This is a genomic window from Peribacillus muralis, from assembly GCF_001439925.1.
GTDB lineage: Bacteria > Bacillota > Bacilli > Bacillales > DSM-1321 > Peribacillus > Peribacillus muralis.
On the sequence record NZ_LMBV01000020.1, the window covers coordinates 35,441 to 55,040 of the forward strand.

Here is a 19,600-nt window from a genome sequence, read left to right on the forward strand (position 1 = left end):
AAGGGGGAATGCAAATGTCCGAATATCAGGAATATCGCTTGGAAAGGGAGCAAATCGATTTCTTACTTGAAAGAGGATATCGAATCACCCGGGTTTCAGAAAATTTAAGTGGAGCATTTCTCGATTTTGAACTGATCGAGGGCACGAAGCAGGAATGGAAGCAGCTGAACATCAAAACTCCTGAAGGAAGAAAATATTTCTCTACACTGCTTTTCAGGAAGTTGAATTGAAAGTGTAATATTTAAGGGGCCTATTCCTTAAAGAATGGGCTTTTTTTAGTACGATCGTTTTTATAAAGAGTCATAGTAAAATAAATTGGAAATTTATGTAGAATTTTGACGTTAGATTATCTGACAAGTATCTGGAGATTTGAAGATTATCCGTATATAATAGGTGTTAAAGCAGGTTTATAAAAGGATGTGAATGGATGAATACGTCGATTACAATTGAGGAAATTCTATTGCGCAAGTATTTCAACCTGACGGATATAATCGCAGGCAGCAGTGGAATAAAGCGTCATGTGAAGTGGGTCCACTGTATGGAAGTCACCCAAATCAGCCATTTATTAAATGGAAATGAATTGATTTTGACCACCGGCTTAGGTTGGAAAAATTGCGAGGATACATTTCTTTCCTATTTAAATCAACTGATTGATTGCAACGCTGCTGGACTTTGTATAGAAATCGGCTCCAACATGATGACAGTGCCGCAATGTGCCATTGATCTTGCAAATGAACAGCAATTCCCTATCATCCTATTTCACGAAGAAGTGCCTTTTGTTGAAATCACGCAGGATATCCACTCCTTAATCATCAATCAACAATATCAGATGATCTCCAACTTAGAAAACTACTCCCAGCAGTTGAATAAAAATCTCCTCGAAATTGACCATTATGAACCAATTCTAAAATTTCTCCATAGTTATTTACATGTACAGGTTACACTGATTTTTAATGAAAGTGACATGGCCATCATTCCACGAACCAAGAAAAAAGAAGCTTATCAAATGGTAGCGGACTATTACGAAGAAAAAACGAATCATGACAAAAGAATTCTTAGACAAGCGATTCAAGTGCTCGGCGAGGAATATGCGGAACTGTTCATATACAGTGATGAAAGAGAGCTGACGGACTTTGATTCGCTCATTTTGGATAGGACGGCTACAGCGCTGGCCCAGCATCTATTAAGGGAATTATACATAGAAGATAAAAAAATGTCGGAAGAAAGTAAATGGCTGACCAACTGGATCGAGGGTGAGTTTAGCGATGAAGCGATTCGGGAGAGGCTTTTTTATATCGACTCGAAGATGCAGCTAGATGGCGGAATTGTGTGCATTTGCAAACAGCATGCAAGGAATAATAAAAGTGCGGCAAAATTAGATAAAACCTATTTTAAGATAATGTTCAGGACGGTTTTTGAACAGTATGGATTTCAGGTTTTCCCTGTGGAAATTGACCATCAGCTAGCGTTCATATTAGGCGATAATCGCTCATCTGAAGATTGGAAATCAAGGGTGACAAGTGCAGTTGATCGCATGATGAAAATGGATCTGGGCAGCCGAAATCGGATGGGGCAGCTTTCGATTGGCTTTGGAAAACATGTTCAATGCTTAAGTGAGATTTATAAAAGTTATGAAACGGCAGGCGAGACCCTGTTGCTTCAGGATCGTGTACCAGAGGAGAGCAGGAGCATCTTTTATCAGGATTTACATATGCATCGGATGATTTCGCTCTTGAATAAACATGGAAACCTGGAGGAAACGGTGCACGAATATTTAGGTCCTGTCATTGAGTATGATAGGCAGCACAACGGAGAGTTAATGCCTACCCTGAAGACCTATCTTGCATGTAACGGATCTAAACAGGAAACATCAAAACTGCTATTCATCGTCAGGCAAACCTTATATCATAGGCTTGAAAAGCTAGAGAAGCTGTTAGGATCCGATTTCATGCGTTCAGATAAGCGGCTCGGCCTGGAATTCATGATACTTGCACTGGACTTCCTTCAGTACAGCAGCAGGAACGTCAGCGGGAATAAAGTGAATAAATATATGGGTAAGTAAAAAAAAAGAACGAGGGTGTCCAACGGGCATCCTTTTTGCATGTGTGAGAAAAGATAAATGAAAGGGGAAGTTCATATACTGATACAGGGGAAATGCTGACATCGTAATGGTTTGTATGCAGTGTGATGTCAGCATCCTTTTTCAATACTCATCTTTTTTTGAGAGGCAATGATCACATTCCAAGAGGTACGATTCAGCTTGCTCGGTGATAGGGGTGCCGCACTCCGTACATTGTTTAGGTGGCANGGTTCCTGAAGAATTCCAATGGGTTTTTAGTTTGCATAACGATTCCTCCTCTTGTATTTGAATGAATTAGACTTCGCGCTTGGAAAGACAGTGATCACATTCCAGAAGGTACGACTCAGCTTGCTCGGTGATAGGGGTGCCGCACTCCGTACATTGTTTAGGTGGCAAGTTCCTGAAGAATTCCNAACGGATTTTTAGTTTGCATAACGATTCCTCCTCTTGTATTGATTGAATTAGTCTTCGCGCTTGGAAAGGCAACGGTCGCATTCCATTAAGTAGGATTCAGCGTGTTCGATGATGTGGTCACCGCACTCGGGACAATGCTTTACTGGAATACTGTTGAAAAATTCAATTGATTTTTTCAATTGCATGTTGATCTCCTCCTTAACAAGTAAAGTTTTATTCTTCGCGTCTGGAAAGGCAGCGATCACATTCCCATAAATGGAGATCTGTGTGATCGACATGTGTTTCACCACATTCGGGGCAACGTGTGATGGTATCGTTTATGACTAAATTTGCTTGCATGTTTTAATCCTCCCTATAGTACAGTTTGGGTTGTTTGCCTGTTGTTATAATACAGTATATACCCGAATTTGGAAATTGTATAGGTATTTTACAGAAAATTTAAAATTTATTTTGTCCTAACGTAAACAGCCGTGGATATGAAGAATCTCGATAAAGCAAAAAATCGCAACCAAAATAAATAACATGTTGGTTTTAGGAACTCAGTAAAGAGGTATCTTGCAAGTAGAAGTATCTAAATGGGAGGTAGCTTATGTCGATAGTGATGATTATCATAAATCCATCTTCGGGTAAGGAAAAGGCAGGTAAGATTTTGCCGATTGCAGAAAAGGTATTGGGGGAGATGTATGATCAGGTGACGGTTCGTGAAACTAAGGGCGAGGGAGATGCTACAAATTTTGCCAAGGAGGCCTGTATCAACAGGTTCGATGCTGTCATTTCCATGGGCGGCGACGGAACGGTGAATGAGATCGTGAATGGGCTGGCGGAACAGGAACATCGTCCGGTTTTTGGAATCATCCCGCTAGGTACAGTAAATGATTTCGCTAGGTCTTTAGGTATCCCCTTGAACCCCGAAGCAGCTATAGACATCATAAAAGATATGGAAATAAAAGAATCGGACATCGGAAAAATCAATGATCGGTACTTCATGAATGTCTTGGCGGTCGGCCCAATTGCCGAGGCAACCTATAATGTGTCCGTTGAACAAAAAACCCGCCTCGGCTCCTTTGCCTATTTCCTTGAAGGAGCAAAAGCTGTAATTAAGAGGAATCCATTTTCGTTAACGGTTGAACATGATCAAGGAAGATGGCTCGGTGAGGCCCATTTACTGATTAGCACAATGACTAATTCTGTCGGTGGTTTCGAGCAACTTGCACCAGAGGCGGAAGTGAATGATGGAAAGCTGCACACCTTCATCATTAAAGACTTGTCCCTTCCCCTTCTCCTTAAGATCATCCCTAGTTTAATGAAAGGGGAGATCCAGGGGCATGATGAGGTTGAATATATTCAAACATCAAAACTTCATTTATCCACTCCCACGGACATTAAAGTCAACATTGATGGCGATGAAGGCTTCCTCCTTCCTTTTCAGGCCACAGTATTGCAAAAACATCTTCGTCTTTTTGTCCCAGGAACAGCATGAAAATTGAGCCTGTCTGCCATATTGGGTATTGAACACATCAAATCATGAATGTTAAAAAGCTGATTAGGCCAACGTTAATGCTGCCTGATCAGCTTTTTCGGTCGATAGCCATAATAATACGTCCTACTGAGTATAGCTACTATAAAAATGTCCAGTATCGTAATAATTCGACCTGAACACCCTATAATTCAACCTAAAACCGAATAATTCGGCCTGAACGCTCCGTAATTCGACCTGACCAGCATCCACTTTAATTCAGCTCGAACACTGTATGAGTGAACTCCGTCAGGATAAATACCGAGATTTAGGTGGTGTGAATGTCGCCATTTCCCTGATTTTGCTGAGGAAGGATCAAGCAGCTAAAAGGCATCTTTATTCAGGGGGCTTCTAGGCAAGAATAGTAAATGCATGATTGAATGGCTTTAAATATGTTACGCTTATAGGTATGAAATAAGATGTGAGAGGATGTTAGATGTTTGTATGGAGTTTTTTCTTATTATATTGGCCCTTCTAATATTGATTGGAATGTCTAATGTAATTAACCATTTTATCCCCTTTATACCTGTACCATTAATTCAAATTGGACTGGGGGTTTTACTTGAGGTTTTACCCTTTGGTATCCATGTCGAGTTGGAGACAGAGCTGTTTTTACTGTTGTTCATCGCACCCCTGTTATTCAATGATGGGAAGAACGTGCCTCGTACAGCGCTTTGGAAGCTGAGGGCGCCTATTCTCATGCTTGCATTAGGCCTCGTATTCATAACGGTTTGGTCAGGCGGTTATTTAATTAACTGGTTGATCCCTTCGATTCCTTTGCCAGCTGCCTTTGCTTTAGCTGCGATTTTGTCACCTACGGATGTAGTGGCGGTAAGCGCGATGGCAAGCCGTGTTAAGCTGCCGAAGAGCATCCTGCATCTTCTTGAAGGGGAAGGGCTAATGAATGATGCATCGGGCCTTGTCGCATTTAAATTCGCTGTTGCAGCTACAGTCACGGGTGTTTTCTCCTTGGTCGATGCAACGTTTAGCTTCATATGGATTGCGATCGGCGGTTTTGTAGGTGGCGCACTTATTGCCTTCATCATTATTAGACTGCGTGTGTTTCTTCGCCGCTTAGGTATGGAAGATGTAACGATGCACATGCTGATCCAAATCCTGACTCCTTTTATTATTTTCCTCGCTGTGGAGCATTTTCACCTTTCTGGTATTTTAGCGGTTGTCGCCGGGGGGATTGTCCATGCCATTGAACGTGATCGGGAAATATCACCGACGGTGGAGCTGCAGGTTGTTTCCAAAAGCACTTGGTCTGTCATCCTTTATGTACTGAATGGACTTGTTTTCGTATTATTGGGCTTGCAAATCCCAAGCGTGGCGCAAACCATATTCGAAGATCCAGCTTTCAATAATGGACAGGTGATTATTTATATCGTGGTCATCACGCTTTTCCTCTTCGTTTTACGATTCATTTGGCTCATGGCTGCCTGGTCGATCGGTTGGATCACGAAAAAGGCAGGTGCCCAAAAACCAGATATGAAGGCGGCCGGAATCATTACCATTTCCGGAGTTCGGGGAGCGGTAACGTTAGCGGGTTCATTCTCGATTCCTTATGTATTGGCAGATGGAACTCCTTTCCCGGAGCGTTCGTTGATCATCTTCATTGCAGCAGGGGTCATATTGCTGACATTGGTTGTCGCAAGTGTGTTTCTGCCGATTGTAGCACGGACAGACGAAGAGGATGTCGTGGATAAGCAGGCCGACAAAACGAAAGCGGCTGCGATTCATACACATCAAGCGGCGATCAAGGTTTTAGAATCGCATATGACGGATGAAAACCGAGAAGCGGCGTTATCGATCATTTCGAAATATCATACGAAAATCAATACACTTTCTTATGTAGAACAAGAGAAAGAGCCGGCTGCATTAAGAGAAGAGGAAAAGGTTCTTCGTTTCAAGGCCCTTGAGGCAGAGCAAAGATTCCTGGATAAGCTTATCAAGGATGAGAAAGTGGATAAAGAAACGGCATTTATATGCATGGAATATATCCAACGGATGGAGGGCGCGGTCACTAACCTGATGAAATTCCGCCTTTTAAGATCAGTAACACTTTTCAAGAGAAGCATGTTGAGGATCTTCAAATTATTCTTCCCAAATAAAAATGAAATAAAAAGATTCAATATCGAACGGCTGGAAAAGGTGAGGGACCTTAAAATCAGGATGTATAAAGCTGCCATTCAAGAGATTCAAGCTGGACTTAACGCCGAAAACCATGAGACGTCCTCGATGATCATTGAAGAATATAAAGTGCTGATTCTGAAATGCAAGCGGGATAATAGAAATAGGGTTCCTAGTAAAATGGTTGAGTATGAAAGAGAGCTATTTTATAAAGCGATTCAGGCAGAACGGGATGAAGTGCAGGATATGTTTGAAAAACGACAAATTTCCCGGGAAATTGCCAACATACTTCGCAGGCAAATCAATTTGCGTGAAGCACTGACGATCAATGAAAACACATATTGAATAAGATGTAAGAAGCGCTGCCGAGGAAATCGGCGGCGCTTCTTTGGTTGGTTTATGGAGGAATTGCTTCCGTATGCATCGAATGAATAAAGTAACCAAAAATGGAGGAGTGGGCTTTCAGTGAAACAGGATGATCAGATAATCGACATCACATTAACCCCTTATGTACAAGAACATCAACACTTTTTGTCACAGTTTTTCTTGCCTGATACACAAACCCTTTTTTCTGCGCTGCCAGAAGAATCATTGAAATACTGCCAAGAAGATAGAGATAGGCATCCCTTCGTTATCGTGGCAGGTGGAATACCTGTAGGCTTTTTCGTTTTACATGTCGGCGATAACATTAGCCCCTACACCACTGATAAGAAAGCGATATTGCTGCGTGGATTATTGATTGATCGAAGATACCAAGGAAGAGGAATTGCGAAGAAAGCTTTGCAAATCCTTCCGCAATTCGCAAACAGGATTTTTCCGGACAAGGAATCGCTTATTTTGGCAGTGGATGAAAAGAATGATATTGCGAAAACCCTTTATCTGAAATCGGGATATTGGGATACAGGGGTCCAAAAGGAGGGCAGAAGCGGCTGGATGCAAATCATGGAGTATCGATTGAGTGGGTTGGATACGGATTTGGAATAAGGAATGAACTTGACTTTACCGAAAACGGGGAAAGTCATTTTCTTTGTCCAAATTGTTACATGCCTTCTTAGGAAAATGGCCGATTGGAGTGGCCATTTTTAATTATTCGGCTCCATTATGGTACACTTTACTTAGTGCAAAATTCGTTTAATCGAGGTGTAGTCCTAAATGAAAACAGTCGTAGTCGTAGGTGGGGGCGTTACCGGTTTATCAACGATGTATCACTTACAACAAGCAGTTAAATCGAACAATCAGTCCGTACGATTAATTTTAATAGAAGGCAATGAAAAATTGGGCGGTAAAATCAGGACAGTCCATGACGGTCCATTTAAAATAGAGGCCGGGGCCGATTCCATCGTAGCGAGGAAGCAGAATATAAAGCCATTTCTCAAGGAGTTGGGCCTAGAGGATCAAGTAGTTTATAATGCGACGGGGAAATCATTTATCCATACGGATGGCGTATTAAAGAAAATTCCTGAAGATGCATTATTCGGAATCCCAATGAGCCTGGAGTCATTGGCGAAAAGTGAACTGGTCTCTGCACAAGGCAAGGTCGATGCCCTGAAGGATTTTTATACAAAAAATGAGACGTTTACGAAAAATGACTCAATCGGGTTATTTCTTGAAACCTTCTTAGGCAAGGAATTGGTGCAAAAACAGATATCCCCTGTCCTATCGGGTGTTTATTCAGGGAAACTCAATGAATTGACCATCGCAAAAACGCTTCCAGAGATGCTTGATTATAAAAATGATTATGGCAGCATCATCCGTGGTCTTTCGGAAAATAAGCAAAAATACGAAAGCAAAGGAAATAAGAAGTTCCTTTCATTCAAAGACGGCTTGTCGGTCCTGATTGATCGTATGGAGGAAAGCCTTGAGATGGTGGAAATCATAAAAGGGGTCAAAGCGACAAAAATAAACAAGGAAGGTACAGGGTATATCATCTCCTTGGAAAATGGGGAAAAGCTTGAGACGGATTTCATCGTATTGAGTGCGCCGCATACGGTTGCCCGGAAACTATTGGGCGATCAGGAACTCGATCAAGACTTTGCTGGCTTGATTGATAGCTCGATGATCAGCATTTATCTAGGCTTCGATATACCGGACAGCATGCTTCCTAAGGATGGGACTGGCTTCATCGCTGGTGATAACAGCGATTTGATATGTAATGCCTGTACCTGGACGAGCCGGAAATGGGAACATACGTCAGAAAACAGTCAACTCTTAATAAGACTCTTCTATAAAAGCTCAAGCCCTGACTATGAACGATTACGGTCCCTTACAAAACATGAGTTAATTGAAGTGGCCTTACAGGACATTAAAAATAGTTTGGCTATTTCCGGGACGCCAATAACGAGTGAAGTGACTAAATGGCATGAAAATATGCCGAACTACCATATGAAGCATCCTCAGATCGTTCAATCCTTGGAGACGAAAATGGCCAAGGATTATCCGAATGTTTTGCTTGCGGGCTGTTCATACAATGGTGTCGGTATACCAGACTGTATAGCGGATGGGGAAAAGAAAGCACAAGCGATATTTGAGAAGTTGTAAATGAAGGGCTGCCAGGAATGAATGGCAGTCCCTTTTTTTTTTGCACTGAATTTCCGATTGAAGTTTCTTATATTTCCTGTATAATAAAGTTCGTTAAATTAAACTGGAAGTTTACTTATACAAAACTTTAATGACTGTAGGTTTACTATAAGTAAACCGATTGAGGGTATTATGATGCAAATTGGAAAGAAAATTAAGAACCTTCGCTTGAAAAAGGGGTTGACCCAAGAGGAATTGGGGGAAAGAACGGACTTAAGCAAAGGATATATTTCGCAATTGGAAAGAGATTTAAGTTCCCCTTCAATTGAAACGCTTTTCCATATTTTAGAAGTGCTTGGCTGCAAGCCGACCCAGTTCTTCGATGAAGAGGAGCAAGTCCCAAAAGTGGTGTATGAAGAAGAAGCCCATACTTTTTTTATCGACGAGGAACGAGGCTATCAAATCCAGTGGCTAGTGCCCGAATCGAATGAAAAGGAAATGGAGCCAATTCGACTGACTCTTCAGGAGAAAAGTGAATTTAAACAATTTGAGCCATCTCTATCGGAAACATTCGGTTATGTATTAAGTGGAAGAGTCGTTGTAAAGCTTGGCACGAATACTTATGTCGCCGATTCGGGACAATCGATTTATTTCCATGCTTCTGAAGAACATCAAATCATCAACGATTTTGAAGGTCCTTCCGAGTTATTACTCGTCGTGACGAAATCATATTTATAGACTTTTTAACAAATGCAACCGTTCGTTTAGGGTAAAGATAGATAAGTAAGGTAATGGAAAGAGGGGAGCAGTTATGGCAAACGAGAATATAATCCGCTTCGAGCAGGTAACGAAGCAATTTGATGATGATACGGTAGTTCTCGATAATGTGAGTTTTGAAATCGAGAGAGGAAAGTTCTATACGCTCCTCGGTCCTTCAGGCTGTGGGAAGACAACGATCCTCCGCTTGATTGCCGGTTTTACGGAAGCTTCCAAAGGCGATATTTACTTTGAAGGAAAAAAGATCAATAATGTACCAGCCAATAAAAGACAGGTGAATACGGTTTTTCAAGATTATGCCCTTTTTCCCCATCTGAATGTGTTTGAAAATGTGGCCTTCGGTTTGAGGATCAAAAAAATGAAAAACTCGGAAGTGGAAACAAAGGTGAAGGAAGCTCTCAGTTTTGTCAATTTGGATGGCTATGAGAAACGGGAGATCAGGGAAATGTCCGGCGGTCAAAGGCAGCGGGTTGCAATTGCCAGGGCGATTGTAAATGAACCGGAGGTCATCCTTCTGGATGAGCCGCTATCTGCCCTTGATTTGAAGCTGCGTACTGAAATGCAATATGAATTGCGCGAGCTGCAACAGAGACTGGGAATTACGTTTATCTTCGTTACACATGACCAAGAAGAGGCGTTGGCGATGTCCGACGAGATCTTTGTCCTTAACAAAGGGAAAATCCAGCAAAGCGGGACTCCTACGGATATTTATGATGAACCGCTGAATCGATTCGTGGCCGATTTCATTGGTGAGTCCAATATTGTAAAAGGTAAAATGGTCGAAGATTATCTAGTCGAATTCGTAGGTAAGCAGTTCGAATGTGTAGACCAGGGATTGAACAGGAATGAAGCTGTCGATATAGTCATTCGTCCGGAGGATTTAGAAATCACTTCCACAAATCGCGGGAAGCTTCAAGTTCGGGTCGATTCCCAGCTATTCCGTGGTGTTCATTATGAAATCAGCTGCTATGACCATGATGGAAATGAATGGCTCGTCCAATCGACCAAAAAGGCGACAGTTGGCGATGAAATAGGTCTATACTTCGACCCGGAAGCTATCCATGTCATGCGCTTGGGCGAGACTGAAGAAGAATTCGATAAGCGTCTGGAAGCGTATCATGATGGAGAAAGCCATGCGGAATAACCTATCGAAAAATATATTCTTCATACCTTATGTGTTATGGATCGCACTATTCGTGATCGCACCCATTTTGTTGATCCTTTACTATTCCTTCTTTGACATTGAAGGAAATTTGTCCTTAGTGAATTATCAGAAGTTCTTTACACCCGTTTATTTGAAAATGACACTAAGCTCATTTTGGTATGCATTCCTGATTACGGGAATATCACTTTTGGTGGCGTACCCGACCGCTTTTTTGTTAACGAAAACCAAGCATAAGCAGCTGTGGCTTTTGCTGATCATCGTCCCTTCCTGGATCAATTTACTTTTGAAAGCTTATGCATTCATTGGGATTTTTGGCACATATGGTGTGGCGAATGGTTTTCTAGAGGTAATTGGCATCGGCAGTCAGCAAATTCTTTTTACGGATTTTAGCTTCATATTCGTGTCGGTTTATATCTTTATCCCCTTCATGATCCTGCCGATCTTCAATGCGCTGGATAAACTGAATCCAACCCTAATGGATGCGGCCAATGACCTTGGTGCATCCCGGTGGATGACATTTCGCCGCGTCATATTTCCATTGACGATAGATGGTGTAAAGACCGGATGCCAGGTTGTCTTCATCCCGGCACTATCATTGTTCATGCTTACAAGGTTGATTGCCGGTAACCGTGTCATTACGCTTGGTACGGCGATTGAACAGCATTTTCTCGTGACTCAGGATTGGGGAATGGGCTCGACGATTGCTGTGTTTTTGATTATTATCATGTTCCTGATTATGTTTGTAACGGGTAACCGAAAGCAGGGTGTGTAAATTGGGCAATAAATTATCGCCATTATCTAAGGCGTTTCTCGTTTTGATTTTTCTCATACTCTATGCACCGATATTCTTTTTAGTGTTCTATTCGTTTAACAGCGGTGGAACGATGTATGACTTTAAAGGATTCACCATGGATTGGTACAAGGAGCTGTTCAAAGATACAAGGTTGCTGATCATCGTATTGAATACACTTGTGATTGCGTTATTATCTGCATTGATCGCTACGGTCATCGGGGTGATTGGAGCGATTGGAATTCGGTCCTTTACGAGCAGTAAGGCAAAGAATACGGTACTGTCACTGAATAACGTATTGATAGTCAGTCCTGATGTTATCATCGGTGCTTCCTTCCTGATTCTATTCACGATGGCAGGAATCAAACTTGGATTCTACTCGGTTCTTCTGTCGCATATCGCCTTCAGCATTCCAATCGTTGTTCTGCTGGTCCTGCCAAAGCTTCAGGAGATGAGCCCAACCCTGATCGATGCGGCCCGCGATTTAGGGGCAAGCCGGTGGGATGTATTGACGAAGGTCGTCCTACCGTATATTTTGCCAGGTATTTTTGCCGGGTTTTTTATGGCATTGACGTATTCACTTGATGATTTTGCGGTGACGTTCTTTGTGACCGGTAATGGGTTTTCGACTCTTTCCGTTGAAATCTATTCTTTGGCCCGCCGCGGGATTTCTTTGAATATCAATGCGTTATCGACTCTGCTGTTTGTCGTGACATTGCTGTTGGTTATCGTTTACTACTTCATCACCCAGCGTGTTAGGCAGACGGGAATGGGGGGGAAACGATGAAAAAGCTTGTCCAATTGCTTTTAGTCATTACCATTGTATCCGCTTTGCTATTATATGCGATATCCAGATTGAATTCTTCGCAAGGTTTTACGAGCAGCAATACGCTGACCATCTATAATTGGGGCGATTATATCGATACGGATTTAATCGACCGTTTTGAAGAAGAAACGGGCATAAAGGTCATTTATGAGACGTTCGATTCCAATGAGGCGATGATGACCAAAATCGAACAGGGCGGTACAACTTATGATATAGCCATTCCGTCTGAGTACATGATTGATAAGATGCGCCAAGAGGACTTATTGGTCCCCTTGGATCATTCCAAGCTTCCAAACTTGAAACATATTGACGGACGATTCATCGATTTGCCATTCGATCCAGGGAATAAATATTCGGTTCCTTATTTCTGGGGGACCGTTGGCATTGTTTACAATTCCAAGATGCTCGGCGGCAAAAAGATAACGTCCTGGGCAGATCTTTGGGATAAGGATCTGAGAAATGAAATCCTCTTGACGGATGGAGCCAGGGAAGTCATGGGTATGGGGCTGAACTCCTTGAACTACTCATTGAATGATACCGACGAGGCTCACCTTCAAGAGGCGAAGTCCAAGCTCGATGCGCTTACTCCTAACATTAAAGCGATTGTTGGGGATGAAAGCCGTATGCTATTGGAATCCCAGGAAGCGTCAATTGGCCTTGTCTGGTCTGGAGTGGCTTCCGAAATCATGGCTGAAAATGAAGATCTCGAATATGTGGTTCCAAAAGAGGGGTCGAATCTTTGGTTTGATAATATGGTCATCCCGAGAACGACCAAAAATGTCGATGCGGCCCACCAGTTCATCAACTTCATGCTTGACCCGGAAGTGGCGGCACAGAATGCTGAATATGTAAGCTACTCGACACCTAATAAAACAGCGCTGAAATATATGCCAAAAGAAGTGGTGAGGGATGAACGTTTCTATCCATCACCAGAACTGACAGAGAAGCTTGAAGTGTATGAAAACCTCGGGAAGAAAAACTTGGCACGCTACAATGAGCTTTTCCTCGAATTTAAGATGCATCGTAAATAACAAATGAAAAAGCATGGTGTAAAGGAGATTTCCCATTACACCATGCTTTTTTCGTATGCTAACGTGGGAAATCCGAAAGGTACAAGACTCCCGTTTAGGAATGCGAATCCAAGGGACATCCCGAAGGCGCTATTGAACCCGAGGAGGGCCACCGATTTCGCGCGCGGATGAAGTTGAAAGGAAAGTCAAAGTCCTAACAAAATAATGTGGGCAGTGGAGATTCCATCTTCAATAATGTAGAGCGTATTGAAACATGACCTAAAAAACTATAGACAAACTCCCTTATAGGCGAGTTTGTCTATAGTTTGAAAGCTGATGTGTTTTTACAGTTTGTTTGTTATTAGAAGTTTGATGAAATTGATTTTTGATTGGATAGTTCTGATTTTGTTACAATTTCATCACTATCTTTTTCACCTTTTTTATTGGGCTTCAATGATTGTGATGGTGTTTCTTTCAGCTGTTTACCAGCAACGACCACTTTTGAACTGATGTCTTTTAATTCGCTTGTTGCTTCCTTTGCTGTCCCAAGGGCGTTAGTGGAGATATCCTTTACCTCGGATACTTTGCCTATCACATCTTCATTGACGTTCTCATATAAGTTTTCAACGTCATTGATTGCCTCTTTAATCGTCTCTGTTGCCCCTTTGACTCCAGACACCATCTGTTCCTTCATTTCGCCGGGATTTTCCTTTACCTGTTCAATCATATTCATGGAGTTATCTTTTAAAAGGATGGCAGAACGCTTTACTTTATTTCTTGTAGTGGAGTCAAGCAAAGTCAAAGCGCCGCCAACAAGTCCTCCAATAAGAATGCCTTTTAATAGTTTGCTATTCGGTTGAGTTTCGATCGTCGATTGAGTCATTAGTATTTCCTCCTTAAGAATAGTAGATTGTTTGCTTACCATTTCATTTCCCTTATTTACCATAAGTTAAACTGGAAAAAATAAACTGTCATACGATTGACATAATAAATAAAATGGTAGTAAGCTACATATAGTTAAGTGATTGAACTAATTTTTGAGAGGTGTAAAGATGAATAATGAAAAAATTTCCCTTTTGATTGACCGGTATATGAAAGTTTCCTTTTACGTGAATAAAATGGGGGAGCTTTTAATAAAAGATCAGATTTGTGATGTGCTGACGAACGAACAATACTATACTTTACGGTTTATTGCGCAACAGGGATTATGCACCTCGACGGAAATCAGCGAGGCCTTTTATATAAATAAAAGTGCCGTCACCTCCAACATCAACAGGCTTGAAGGCAAAGGGTTGATTGAACGGCAACAGGACCGGAGCGACCGGAGGGTCTTTCACCTGAAGCTTTCCAAAGAGGGAGCGGAATTGTTGCGGGAAACGGAACATAAGATTCATAAATTGGTGGAGAGTATCATGACGAATTTCGAATATGAAGAGATTGTTAGGTTCCTCGATACATATGAGAAGCTGTCACAAATATTCATTCAAATGAAAAATGGGAAACAGGAGGAAATGTAAATGAGAGGGATAATAAAGGGAAGGTGGTTAGTCCTAATCATCTGGGTGGCCATTACAGCTGGTTTACTGTTTTCGGCTCCGAATATCGCAAACCTTGTCCGGGATAAAGGCCAGCTTGATGTTCCGGCAGAGTATTCCTCTGGAAAAGCCAATGAACTCATGAAAGAGATACAAGATGAAGATGAGTCCCAGGTAGCTCTCGTATTTCATGGTGATAAAAAGCTGTCAACTACGGAAATGAAGGAAATCCAGCTTGCCGTCGAAAAGCTGGAAAAGGATAAATCCGAGCTTGGCATCACTGAAATCATGACTCATTTTAAGGAGAACTCGCTAAGAGACCAGTTGGTTTCGGAGGATGGTTCGACGATTTTGATATCCATCACGATGGCCTTGGGGGACAGGGAAGCCAAGGAAGTGATCGATGCCCTTTATAAGGAACTGGAACAGGTGGATATCGAGCATTATTACACAAGCAGCTGGATGATTGATGAAGATCTTAATGTCAATTCCCAAGAAGGGCTGAAAAAAACCGAAGGCATTACGGTTGTCTTCATTTTGGCCGTGTTGCTGATCGTCTTCCGGTCGGTGGTGACTCCGATCATTCCATTAATCACCGTAGGTTTTACGTATTTATGTTCACAATCCATCGTTTCATTTCTCGTCGATCGATGGGATTTTCCGATTTCATCGTATACGCAAATATTCCTTGTCGGCATTTTATTTGGAATCGGCACCGATTATTGCATTTTGCTGCTTAGTCGGTTCAAGGAGGAGTTGTCTGCACAGGAGTCATTGGTCGAAGCGATCGTGGAGACATACCGAACTGCTGGCAAGACGGTTTTCTTCAGCGGACTGACCGTAATGATTGGCTTTGCGGCAATTGGTTTCTCCACTTTTAAGCTGTATCAATCTGCTGCTGCCGTTGCTATCGGGGTTTTCATATTAATGCTTGCCCTTTATACGATCGTGCCATTTTTCATGGCGGTTCTAGGAAAAAGGCTGTTTTGGCCTGCAAAAGGTAAGCTTGAGCATAGTGAAAGTAAATTATGGGGGGGGCTTGGTACCTTCTCCATGAAACGTCCATTTTTGGCGCTAATGATTGTTGCAATCATCTGCGTGCCTTTTTTGGTCATGTATGATGGAGACATTTCCTATAACTCCCTGGAGGAAGCGGGCGATGATGTTCCTTCAATCATGGCATTTAATATCATTTCCGATGAATTCGGACCGGGACAGTCGATGCCAACACAGATCGTCATAAAAAATGACGAAAGGATGGACTCGGAGGAATACGTCGCTCTCGCAGAAAAAATCGGTCAGGAAGTGGCCAAGGTCGATGAAGTCGATTTAGTCCGATCCATGACCCGCCCGGCAGGTGAGCCCATTAAGGACCTATTTGTCTCCAATCAGGCAGAAACTTTGGAAAAAGGAATTGGGGAAGGAAATGAAGGCATTAAACAAATCAGTGACGGGTTGAAAACGGCGGGCAGCGAACTCTCCGATTCCGGACCGCGCTTGAAGCAAGCGACGGACGGAATAGGGGGGCTCATTTCCGGCACCGATGAGTTAAAGAGCGGCGTAGGTCAGGTAGAGAAAGCGTTAACGAGCATTGAAACAGGAATTCGTGACGGTTCTTCAGGCACAGGTGATATTAAAGCCGGTCTGAATGGAGTGAAGGCCAATTTGGAGAAACTGGCTGCCGGCAGTGAAAAGCTCCTGGGAGGCTATCGGCAATCAGCTAATGGTCTAACTGAGCTGACAAGTGGTTACAAACAGATTCAAACGAATCTGACGGCTGTGTCACAAAGTCTGGCTGGTTTGAATCCTTCCTTTGAGCAAGTGGAAGGTGCACATCCGGAATTACAGGCAGATGCATCCTTTCAAAAAATCAAACAAACCGTACAAGGGGCACAGAGTGGCTTGGAGCCGATGTCAGCAGGACTTTCCGAGCTTAATAGAAATCTTGGAATAGTATCAGGCGGACTGAATACTGCAAACGAAAATATGGCAGGAATCGTAAACGGACAGAAAGCTCTAGGGAGCGGGCTGACCCAATTGATTTCAGGCGTGGATGACTTACAAAAAGGTCTAAGCACGATGGCCAATGGTCAGGGTGAAGTTATTAATAATCTGTCACAATTCAAGGGTGGTCTTACTAGCCTGAACAATGGGCAGCAAGAACTCCTCAATGGTTTTTCAAGCTTAGGAGGGCAGCTTACCGATCTAGAAGATGGTTTGAATCAAAGTGCAGATGGCCTGAATGAAGTCCATGATGGATTATCGTCTGCACAGGGTTATTTATCAGGATTAGCAAAAACGGATAAGACGGTAACGGGCATGTACATTCCTAAAGAAGTGGTTGAAAGCGAAGAATTTGGGGAAGCGTTGAATGCGTATTTATCTGAAGACGGTAAAGTCATGACAATGGATGTGGTCTTCAAGGAGAATCCATATTCCAATGAAGCGATTGAACAAATCGACTCAATCGATTCTACCATTAAAAGAGTAACGAAAGATACAAAGCTTGAAAATGCACAAGTGGCAATAGGGGGAATCACAAGTACGCATAACGATTTGAGCATGATGTCTGAGGAGGATTTCTCACGTACCGTCGTTTTGATGTTGTCGGGCATCGCAATCATCCTATTTTTCATGCTGCGATCGCTCGTCATGCCGATTTACCTGATTGTGTCGCTCGTCTTGACTTACTACACAGCGGCAGCCATAACAGAGTTGATTTTCGTTAATATTCTTGGTTATGCAGGCATCGGCTGGGCCGTTCCTTTCTTTGCCTTCGTCATCCTGATTGCTCTGGGCATTGACTATAGCATTTTCCTGATGGATCGCTTTAACGAAATGAAAGATAAACCGGTGAAGGAAGCGATGCTGCTGTCGATGAGAAAAATGGGAACCGTAATCATCTCTGCGGCTGTCATTCTAGGCGGGACATTTGCTGCGATGATGCCGGCTGGTGTTTTATCACTCTTGGAGATTGCCACGTTAATATTGGTCGGTCTCGGTTTATATGCATTTGTCATCTTGCCGTTGTTCATTCCAGTAATGGTTTCAACGTTTGGAAAGGCGAATTGGTGGCCATTTTTGAAAAACAAGGAATAAAATAAAGGAAAGCATCCTAATGGATGCCTTCAGTTTGTAGACAAACTTGAACTGCGCCTTCAATTGTTAGACACCATCTAACAATTGGAGGTGCTATTTTTCATGCCCGAAAAAGTCCTTGCCACTTATAAGGGCTTGCAGCCATTATTCACTCTAGAGGGAGTAGTTCCATTCAATTCGACGTTCTTAAAGGATACCCTATTTATAAACAGACTTCGGAATTTCAATAAAAGGATTGCCATCATCATAGGATGATGGTTCATATTTTTCATAGTCTGTGAAAAACAGATAAATTCCGTCGTTAGAAAACGAGAATGGAGTGTTTTGGTTAACTGTAACGTCGCTTGATTCAACTACAGAATCGGAATACGGTTCATGTGTACTGAGATAGTTAAATGCATACTTTTGTACTTTTTTATAAGTACAAGATGGTATTTCCATCTAAAATCCTCCTGGTCCCACGCTTCCTTTACTTGCAATTGAAATAATCCTCAAGGGGGGGGGAGGTTATTGTTTTCGTTTATGCTTTTCATTGATTACTTCTTTATTAAGTATCCTAACTTCACCAACCATTAGCAACCTCATATCCTCTACGATATACTTGGCTAACGCTTCGTCAGAAATGTAATCTCCATCAATATCAAGGCGAAAATCCTGCCCTTGAATTCCACCGCCATTAGTAAACTCGATTTCAAAGTCGAATCGAACTCTTTTTTCCATTTTTTAAATCCACCTTATGTTAGTTTTAATTGATTTTATATACATATTCTAGTTGAATGAGATAATTACCTACCTGAGCTAACCTGCCTAGTAAAACTTGAGTAGGTAAGAGTGGTTTCCACGAATGATTCCATTCAACGAGAATCTGCCGACTTGGTGTAATTGTATGTAAAAAGGGTTTCGGAATGAGACCACTCCGAAACCCTTTTGTCCATAAATATAGCTATCTATTCTTTACTGGCACAAGCGAAACAAAAACTATGCATTCCCTTTTCGCAGTCACAGTTGGGGAATTCTTGTTTTATATTTCGCAATGAGCTGCTGGTTGTGTTCATCGGCCCCTTCGATATTGCCGCTTAGGAATACAGGTGGTGTCACTCCTGAATCAATGATCGCTTGAATGACTTTTGTGAAGATGATGTTTAGGATCACGGCGCCTGTTACGGTCGATCCAGACCCGAAGGTAATATTGTTTGATTTCAGCAATGTATCGCCTTTGGAAACATGATTATCTATGACCAAATCCACAACATCATGGAGATATAGCTTCTGTTTATGTCGTGAAGGACAACTGTTTGCATACTCGGGCGATGCTAGTCCAATGACAAAGGCGCCTTTTTCCTTTGCAATAAGAGCGACATCAATCGGAACGGGATTGATACCAGATGATGAAATGACGATGCAGACGTCACCAGGACGGATATCTTCATCCTGCATGAATTTGGCTGATAGGTCATTTTGCCGTTCAAGTTGCGATGATCTTGATGCCCCCTTATACAGCATTAGATCTTCGACGAAAATCGGATGGATGGCCGCTAATCCACCCGATCTGTAGAATACCTCTTCCGTCAAAATGTGGGAATGGCCACTTCCGAATAAATGGATGATTCCGTCCGACATAATCGATTCTGCGATTCTTTCCACAGCTTCATCGATTGATTGCTTTTCCTTTTCTACAACAGTGGAAAGTAAAGCCTGCACTTCTTCGAAATATGAGTTCATAGATGACACCCTCCAA

General features: G+C 42.3%; 20 protein-coding genes. 13 read left to right on the plus strand and 7 right to left on the minus strand.

Annotation, left to right across the window (positions count from 1 at the left end; translation table 11 throughout):
* The first annotated feature begins 14 nt into the window (after positions 1 to 14).
* Together ASU00_RS18855 and ASU00_RS18860 are read left to right on the plus strand one after the other, a co-directional pair.
* Positions 15 to 230, plus strand: coding sequence for a hypothetical protein (locus tag ASU00_RS18855; protein ID WP_057915016.1), 216 nt, complete (start codon positions 15 to 17; stop codon positions 228 to 230).
* A gap of 197 nt (positions 231 to 427) precedes the next feature.
* The gene (locus ASU00_RS18860; RefSeq protein ID WP_057915017.1) at positions 428 to 2,062 is read left to right on the plus strand and encodes a PucR family transcriptional regulator; all 1,635 of its coding nucleotides are present in this window, start codon (positions 428 to 430) and stop codon (positions 2,060 to 2,062) included.
* Between the two features lie 141 nt (positions 2,063 to 2,203).
* Here ASU00_RS18860 and ASU00_RS24695 read toward each other — a convergent pair whose 3' ends face one another.
* The 3 genes from ASU00_RS24695 to yhfH (ASU00_RS24705) all read right to left on the minus strand — a co-directional run bounded on the left by ASU00_RS24695 (position 2,204) and on the right by yhfH (ASU00_RS24705) (position 2,679).
* Positions 2,204 to 2,272 carry a hypothetical protein gene (locus ASU00_RS24695; RefSeq protein ID WP_413783534.1) on the minus strand — a complete coding sequence of 23 codons (69 nt, stop codon included), beginning with the start codon at positions 2,270 to 2,272 and terminating at the stop codon, positions 2,204 to 2,206.
* Positions 2,273 to 2,374: 102 nt separating this feature from the next.
* Positions 2,375 to 2,492 (minus strand): protein YhfH (yhfH, locus tag ASU00_RS26395; protein ID WP_152983799.1); only part of this gene is annotated, 118 nt, incomplete at its 5' end.
* A 49-nt stretch (positions 2,493 to 2,541) separates the two neighbouring features.
* The gene (gene yhfH, locus ASU00_RS24705; RefSeq protein WP_082630474.1) at positions 2,542 to 2,679 is read right to left on the minus strand and encodes a protein YhfH; all 138 of its coding nucleotides are present in this window, start codon (positions 2,677 to 2,679) and stop codon (positions 2,542 to 2,544) included.
* A 404-nt stretch (positions 2,680 to 3,083) separates the two neighbouring features.
* Here yhfH (ASU00_RS24705) and ASU00_RS18870 point away from each other — a divergent pair, with 404 nt between their 5' ends.
* The 9 genes from ASU00_RS18870 to ASU00_RS18910 all read left to right on the plus strand — a co-directional run bounded on the left by ASU00_RS18870 (position 3,084) and on the right by ASU00_RS18910 (position 13,249).
* Positions 3,084 to 3,974: a diacylglycerol/lipid kinase family protein gene (locus ASU00_RS18870; RefSeq protein WP_057915019.1), complete on the plus strand. Its 891-nt coding sequence runs from the start codon at positions 3,084 to 3,086 to the stop codon at positions 3,972 to 3,974.
* Positions 3,975 to 4,454: 480 nt separating this feature from the next.
* Positions 4,455 to 6,488, plus strand: coding sequence for a Na+/H+ antiporter (locus ASU00_RS18875; protein ID WP_057915020.1), 2,034 nt, complete (start codon positions 4,455 to 4,457; stop codon positions 6,486 to 6,488).
* 120 nt (positions 6,489 to 6,608) lie between these two features.
* Positions 6,609 to 7,127, plus strand: a complete 519-nt coding sequence (locus tag ASU00_RS18880) for a GNAT family N-acetyltransferase (protein ID WP_057915021.1) — start codon at positions 6,609 to 6,611, stop codon at positions 7,125 to 7,127.
* Between the two features lie 168 nt (positions 7,128 to 7,295).
* Complete coding sequence (locus ASU00_RS18885) at positions 7,296 to 8,681, plus strand: protoporphyrinogen oxidase (protein WP_057915022.1); 1,386 nt, start codon at positions 7,296 to 7,298, stop codon at positions 8,679 to 8,681.
* A 174-nt stretch (positions 8,682 to 8,855) separates the two neighbouring features.
* A complete protein-coding gene (locus ASU00_RS18890; protein ID WP_057915023.1) occupies positions 8,856 to 9,398 on the plus strand; it encodes a helix-turn-helix domain-containing protein in 543 nt (180 codons plus the stop codon).
* A 73-nt stretch (positions 9,399 to 9,471) separates the two neighbouring features.
* Positions 9,472 to 10,581: an ABC transporter ATP-binding protein gene (locus tag ASU00_RS18895; protein WP_057915024.1), complete on the plus strand. Its 1,110-nt coding sequence runs from the start codon at positions 9,472 to 9,474 to the stop codon at positions 10,579 to 10,581.
* Positions 10,571 to 11,374: an ABC transporter permease gene (locus ASU00_RS18900; protein ID WP_057915051.1), complete on the plus strand. Its 804-nt coding sequence runs from the start codon at positions 10,571 to 10,573 to the stop codon at positions 11,372 to 11,374. Before ASU00_RS18895 ends, ASU00_RS18900 begins: the two co-directional genes overlap by 11 nt.
* A gap of 1 nt (position 11,375) precedes the next feature.
* Positions 11,376 to 12,179, plus strand: a complete 804-nt coding sequence (locus ASU00_RS18905; RefSeq protein ID WP_057915025.1) for an ABC transporter permease — start codon at positions 11,376 to 11,378, stop codon at positions 12,177 to 12,179.
* On the plus strand, positions 12,176 to 13,249 hold the full coding sequence (locus tag ASU00_RS18910) for an ABC transporter substrate-binding protein (RefSeq protein WP_057915026.1): 1,074 nt from the start codon (positions 12,176 to 12,178) through the stop codon (positions 13,247 to 13,249). The genes ASU00_RS18905 and ASU00_RS18910 overlap by 4 nt, the downstream gene beginning before the upstream one ends.
* A gap of 340 nt (positions 13,250 to 13,589) precedes the next feature.
* On the opposite strand, the gene ASU00_RS18915 is transcribed toward ASU00_RS18910, so the two are convergent.
* Positions 13,590 to 14,111, minus strand: coding sequence for a hypothetical protein (locus tag ASU00_RS18915; protein WP_057915027.1), 522 nt, complete (start codon positions 14,109 to 14,111; stop codon positions 13,590 to 13,592).
* A 169-nt stretch (positions 14,112 to 14,280) separates the two neighbouring features.
* Between ASU00_RS18915 and ASU00_RS18920 the strand changes: the two genes are divergently transcribed.
* Both ASU00_RS18920 and ASU00_RS18925 read left to right on the plus strand, forming a co-directional pair.
* Positions 14,281 to 14,745 carry a MarR family winged helix-turn-helix transcriptional regulator gene (locus ASU00_RS18920; protein ID WP_057915028.1) on the plus strand — a complete coding sequence of 155 codons (465 nt, stop codon included), beginning with the start codon at positions 14,281 to 14,283 and terminating at the stop codon, positions 14,743 to 14,745.
* A complete protein-coding gene (locus ASU00_RS18925; protein WP_057915029.1) occupies positions 14,746 to 17,862 on the plus strand; it encodes an MMPL family transporter in 3,117 nt (1,038 codons plus the stop codon).
* 198 nt (positions 17,863 to 18,060) lie between these two features.
* On the opposite strand, the gene ASU00_RS18930 is transcribed toward ASU00_RS18925, so the two are convergent.
* From ASU00_RS18930 to ASU00_RS18940, 3 genes are all read right to left on the minus strand, one after another.
* Positions 18,061 to 18,303 (minus strand): hypothetical protein, encoded by a 243-nt coding sequence (locus ASU00_RS18930; protein WP_057915030.1) that lies wholly within the window; start codon positions 18,301 to 18,303, stop codon positions 18,061 to 18,063.
* A gap of 66 nt (positions 18,304 to 18,369) precedes the next feature.
* Positions 18,370 to 18,582 carry a hypothetical protein gene (locus ASU00_RS18935; protein WP_057915031.1) on the minus strand — a complete coding sequence of 71 codons (213 nt, stop codon included), beginning with the start codon at positions 18,580 to 18,582 and terminating at the stop codon, positions 18,370 to 18,372.
* Between the two features lie 279 nt (positions 18,583 to 18,861).
* On the minus strand, positions 18,862 to 19,584 hold the full coding sequence (locus ASU00_RS18940) for an SIS domain-containing protein (protein WP_057915032.1): 723 nt from the start codon (positions 19,582 to 19,584) through the stop codon (positions 18,862 to 18,864).
* Positions 19,585 to 19,600 lie beyond the last annotated feature (16 nt).

Bases quoted from the DNA above. Each gene is read 5' to 3' on its own strand.
- ASU00_RS18860 (WP_057915017.1), top strand. From the start codon at position 428: ATGAATACGTCGATTACAATTGAGGAAATTCTATTGCGCAAGTATTTC.
- ASU00_RS18890 (WP_057915023.1), top strand. From the start codon at position 8,856: ATGCAAATTGGAAAGAAAATTAAGAACCTTCGCTTGAAAAAGGGGTTG.
- ASU00_RS18895 (WP_057915024.1), top strand. From the start codon at position 9,472: ATGGCAAACGAGAATATAATCCGCTTCGAGCAGGTAACGAAGCAATTT.
- yhfH (WP_082630474.1), bottom strand. From the start codon at position 2,679: ATGCAATTGAAAAAATCAATTGAATTTTTCAACAGTATTCCAGTAAAG.
- ASU00_RS18915 (WP_057915027.1), bottom strand. From the start codon at position 14,111: ATGACTCAATCGACGATCGAAACTCAACCGAATAGCAAACTATTAAAA.
- ASU00_RS18900 (WP_057915051.1), top strand. From the start codon at position 10,571: ATGCGGAATAACCTATCGAAAAATATATTCTTCATACCTTATGTGTTA.
- ASU00_RS18920 (WP_057915028.1), top strand. From the start codon at position 14,281: ATGAATAATGAAAAAATTTCCCTTTTGATTGACCGGTATATGAAAGTT.
- ASU00_RS18925 (WP_057915029.1), top strand. From the start codon at position 14,746: ATGAGAGGGATAATAAAGGGAAGGTGGTTAGTCCTAATCATCTGGGTG.
- ASU00_RS18935 (WP_057915031.1), bottom strand. From the start codon at position 18,582: ATGGAAAAAAGAGTTCGATTCGACTTTGAAATCGAGTTTACTAATGGC.
- ASU00_RS18885 (WP_057915022.1), top strand. From the start codon at position 7,296: ATGAAAACAGTCGTAGTCGTAGGTGGGGGCGTTACCGGTTTATCAACG.
- ASU00_RS18910 (WP_057915026.1), top strand. From the start codon at position 12,176: ATGAAAAAGCTTGTCCAATTGCTTTTAGTCATTACCATTGTATCCGCT.
- ASU00_RS18875 (WP_057915020.1), top strand. From the start codon at position 4,455: ATGGAGTTTTTTCTTATTATATTGGCCCTTCTAATATTGATTGGAATG.
- ASU00_RS18930 (WP_057915030.1), bottom strand. From the start codon at position 18,303: ATGGAAATACCATCTTGTACTTATAAAAAAGTACAAAAGTATGCATTT.
- ASU00_RS18855 (WP_057915016.1), top strand. From the start codon at position 15: ATGTCCGAATATCAGGAATATCGCTTGGAAAGGGAGCAAATCGATTTC.
- ASU00_RS18940 (WP_057915032.1), bottom strand. From the start codon at position 19,584: ATGAACTCATATTTCGAAGAAGTGCAGGCTTTACTTTCCACTGTTGTA.
- ASU00_RS18870 (WP_057915019.1), top strand. From the start codon at position 3,084: ATGTCGATAGTGATGATTATCATAAATCCATCTTCGGGTAAGGAAAAG.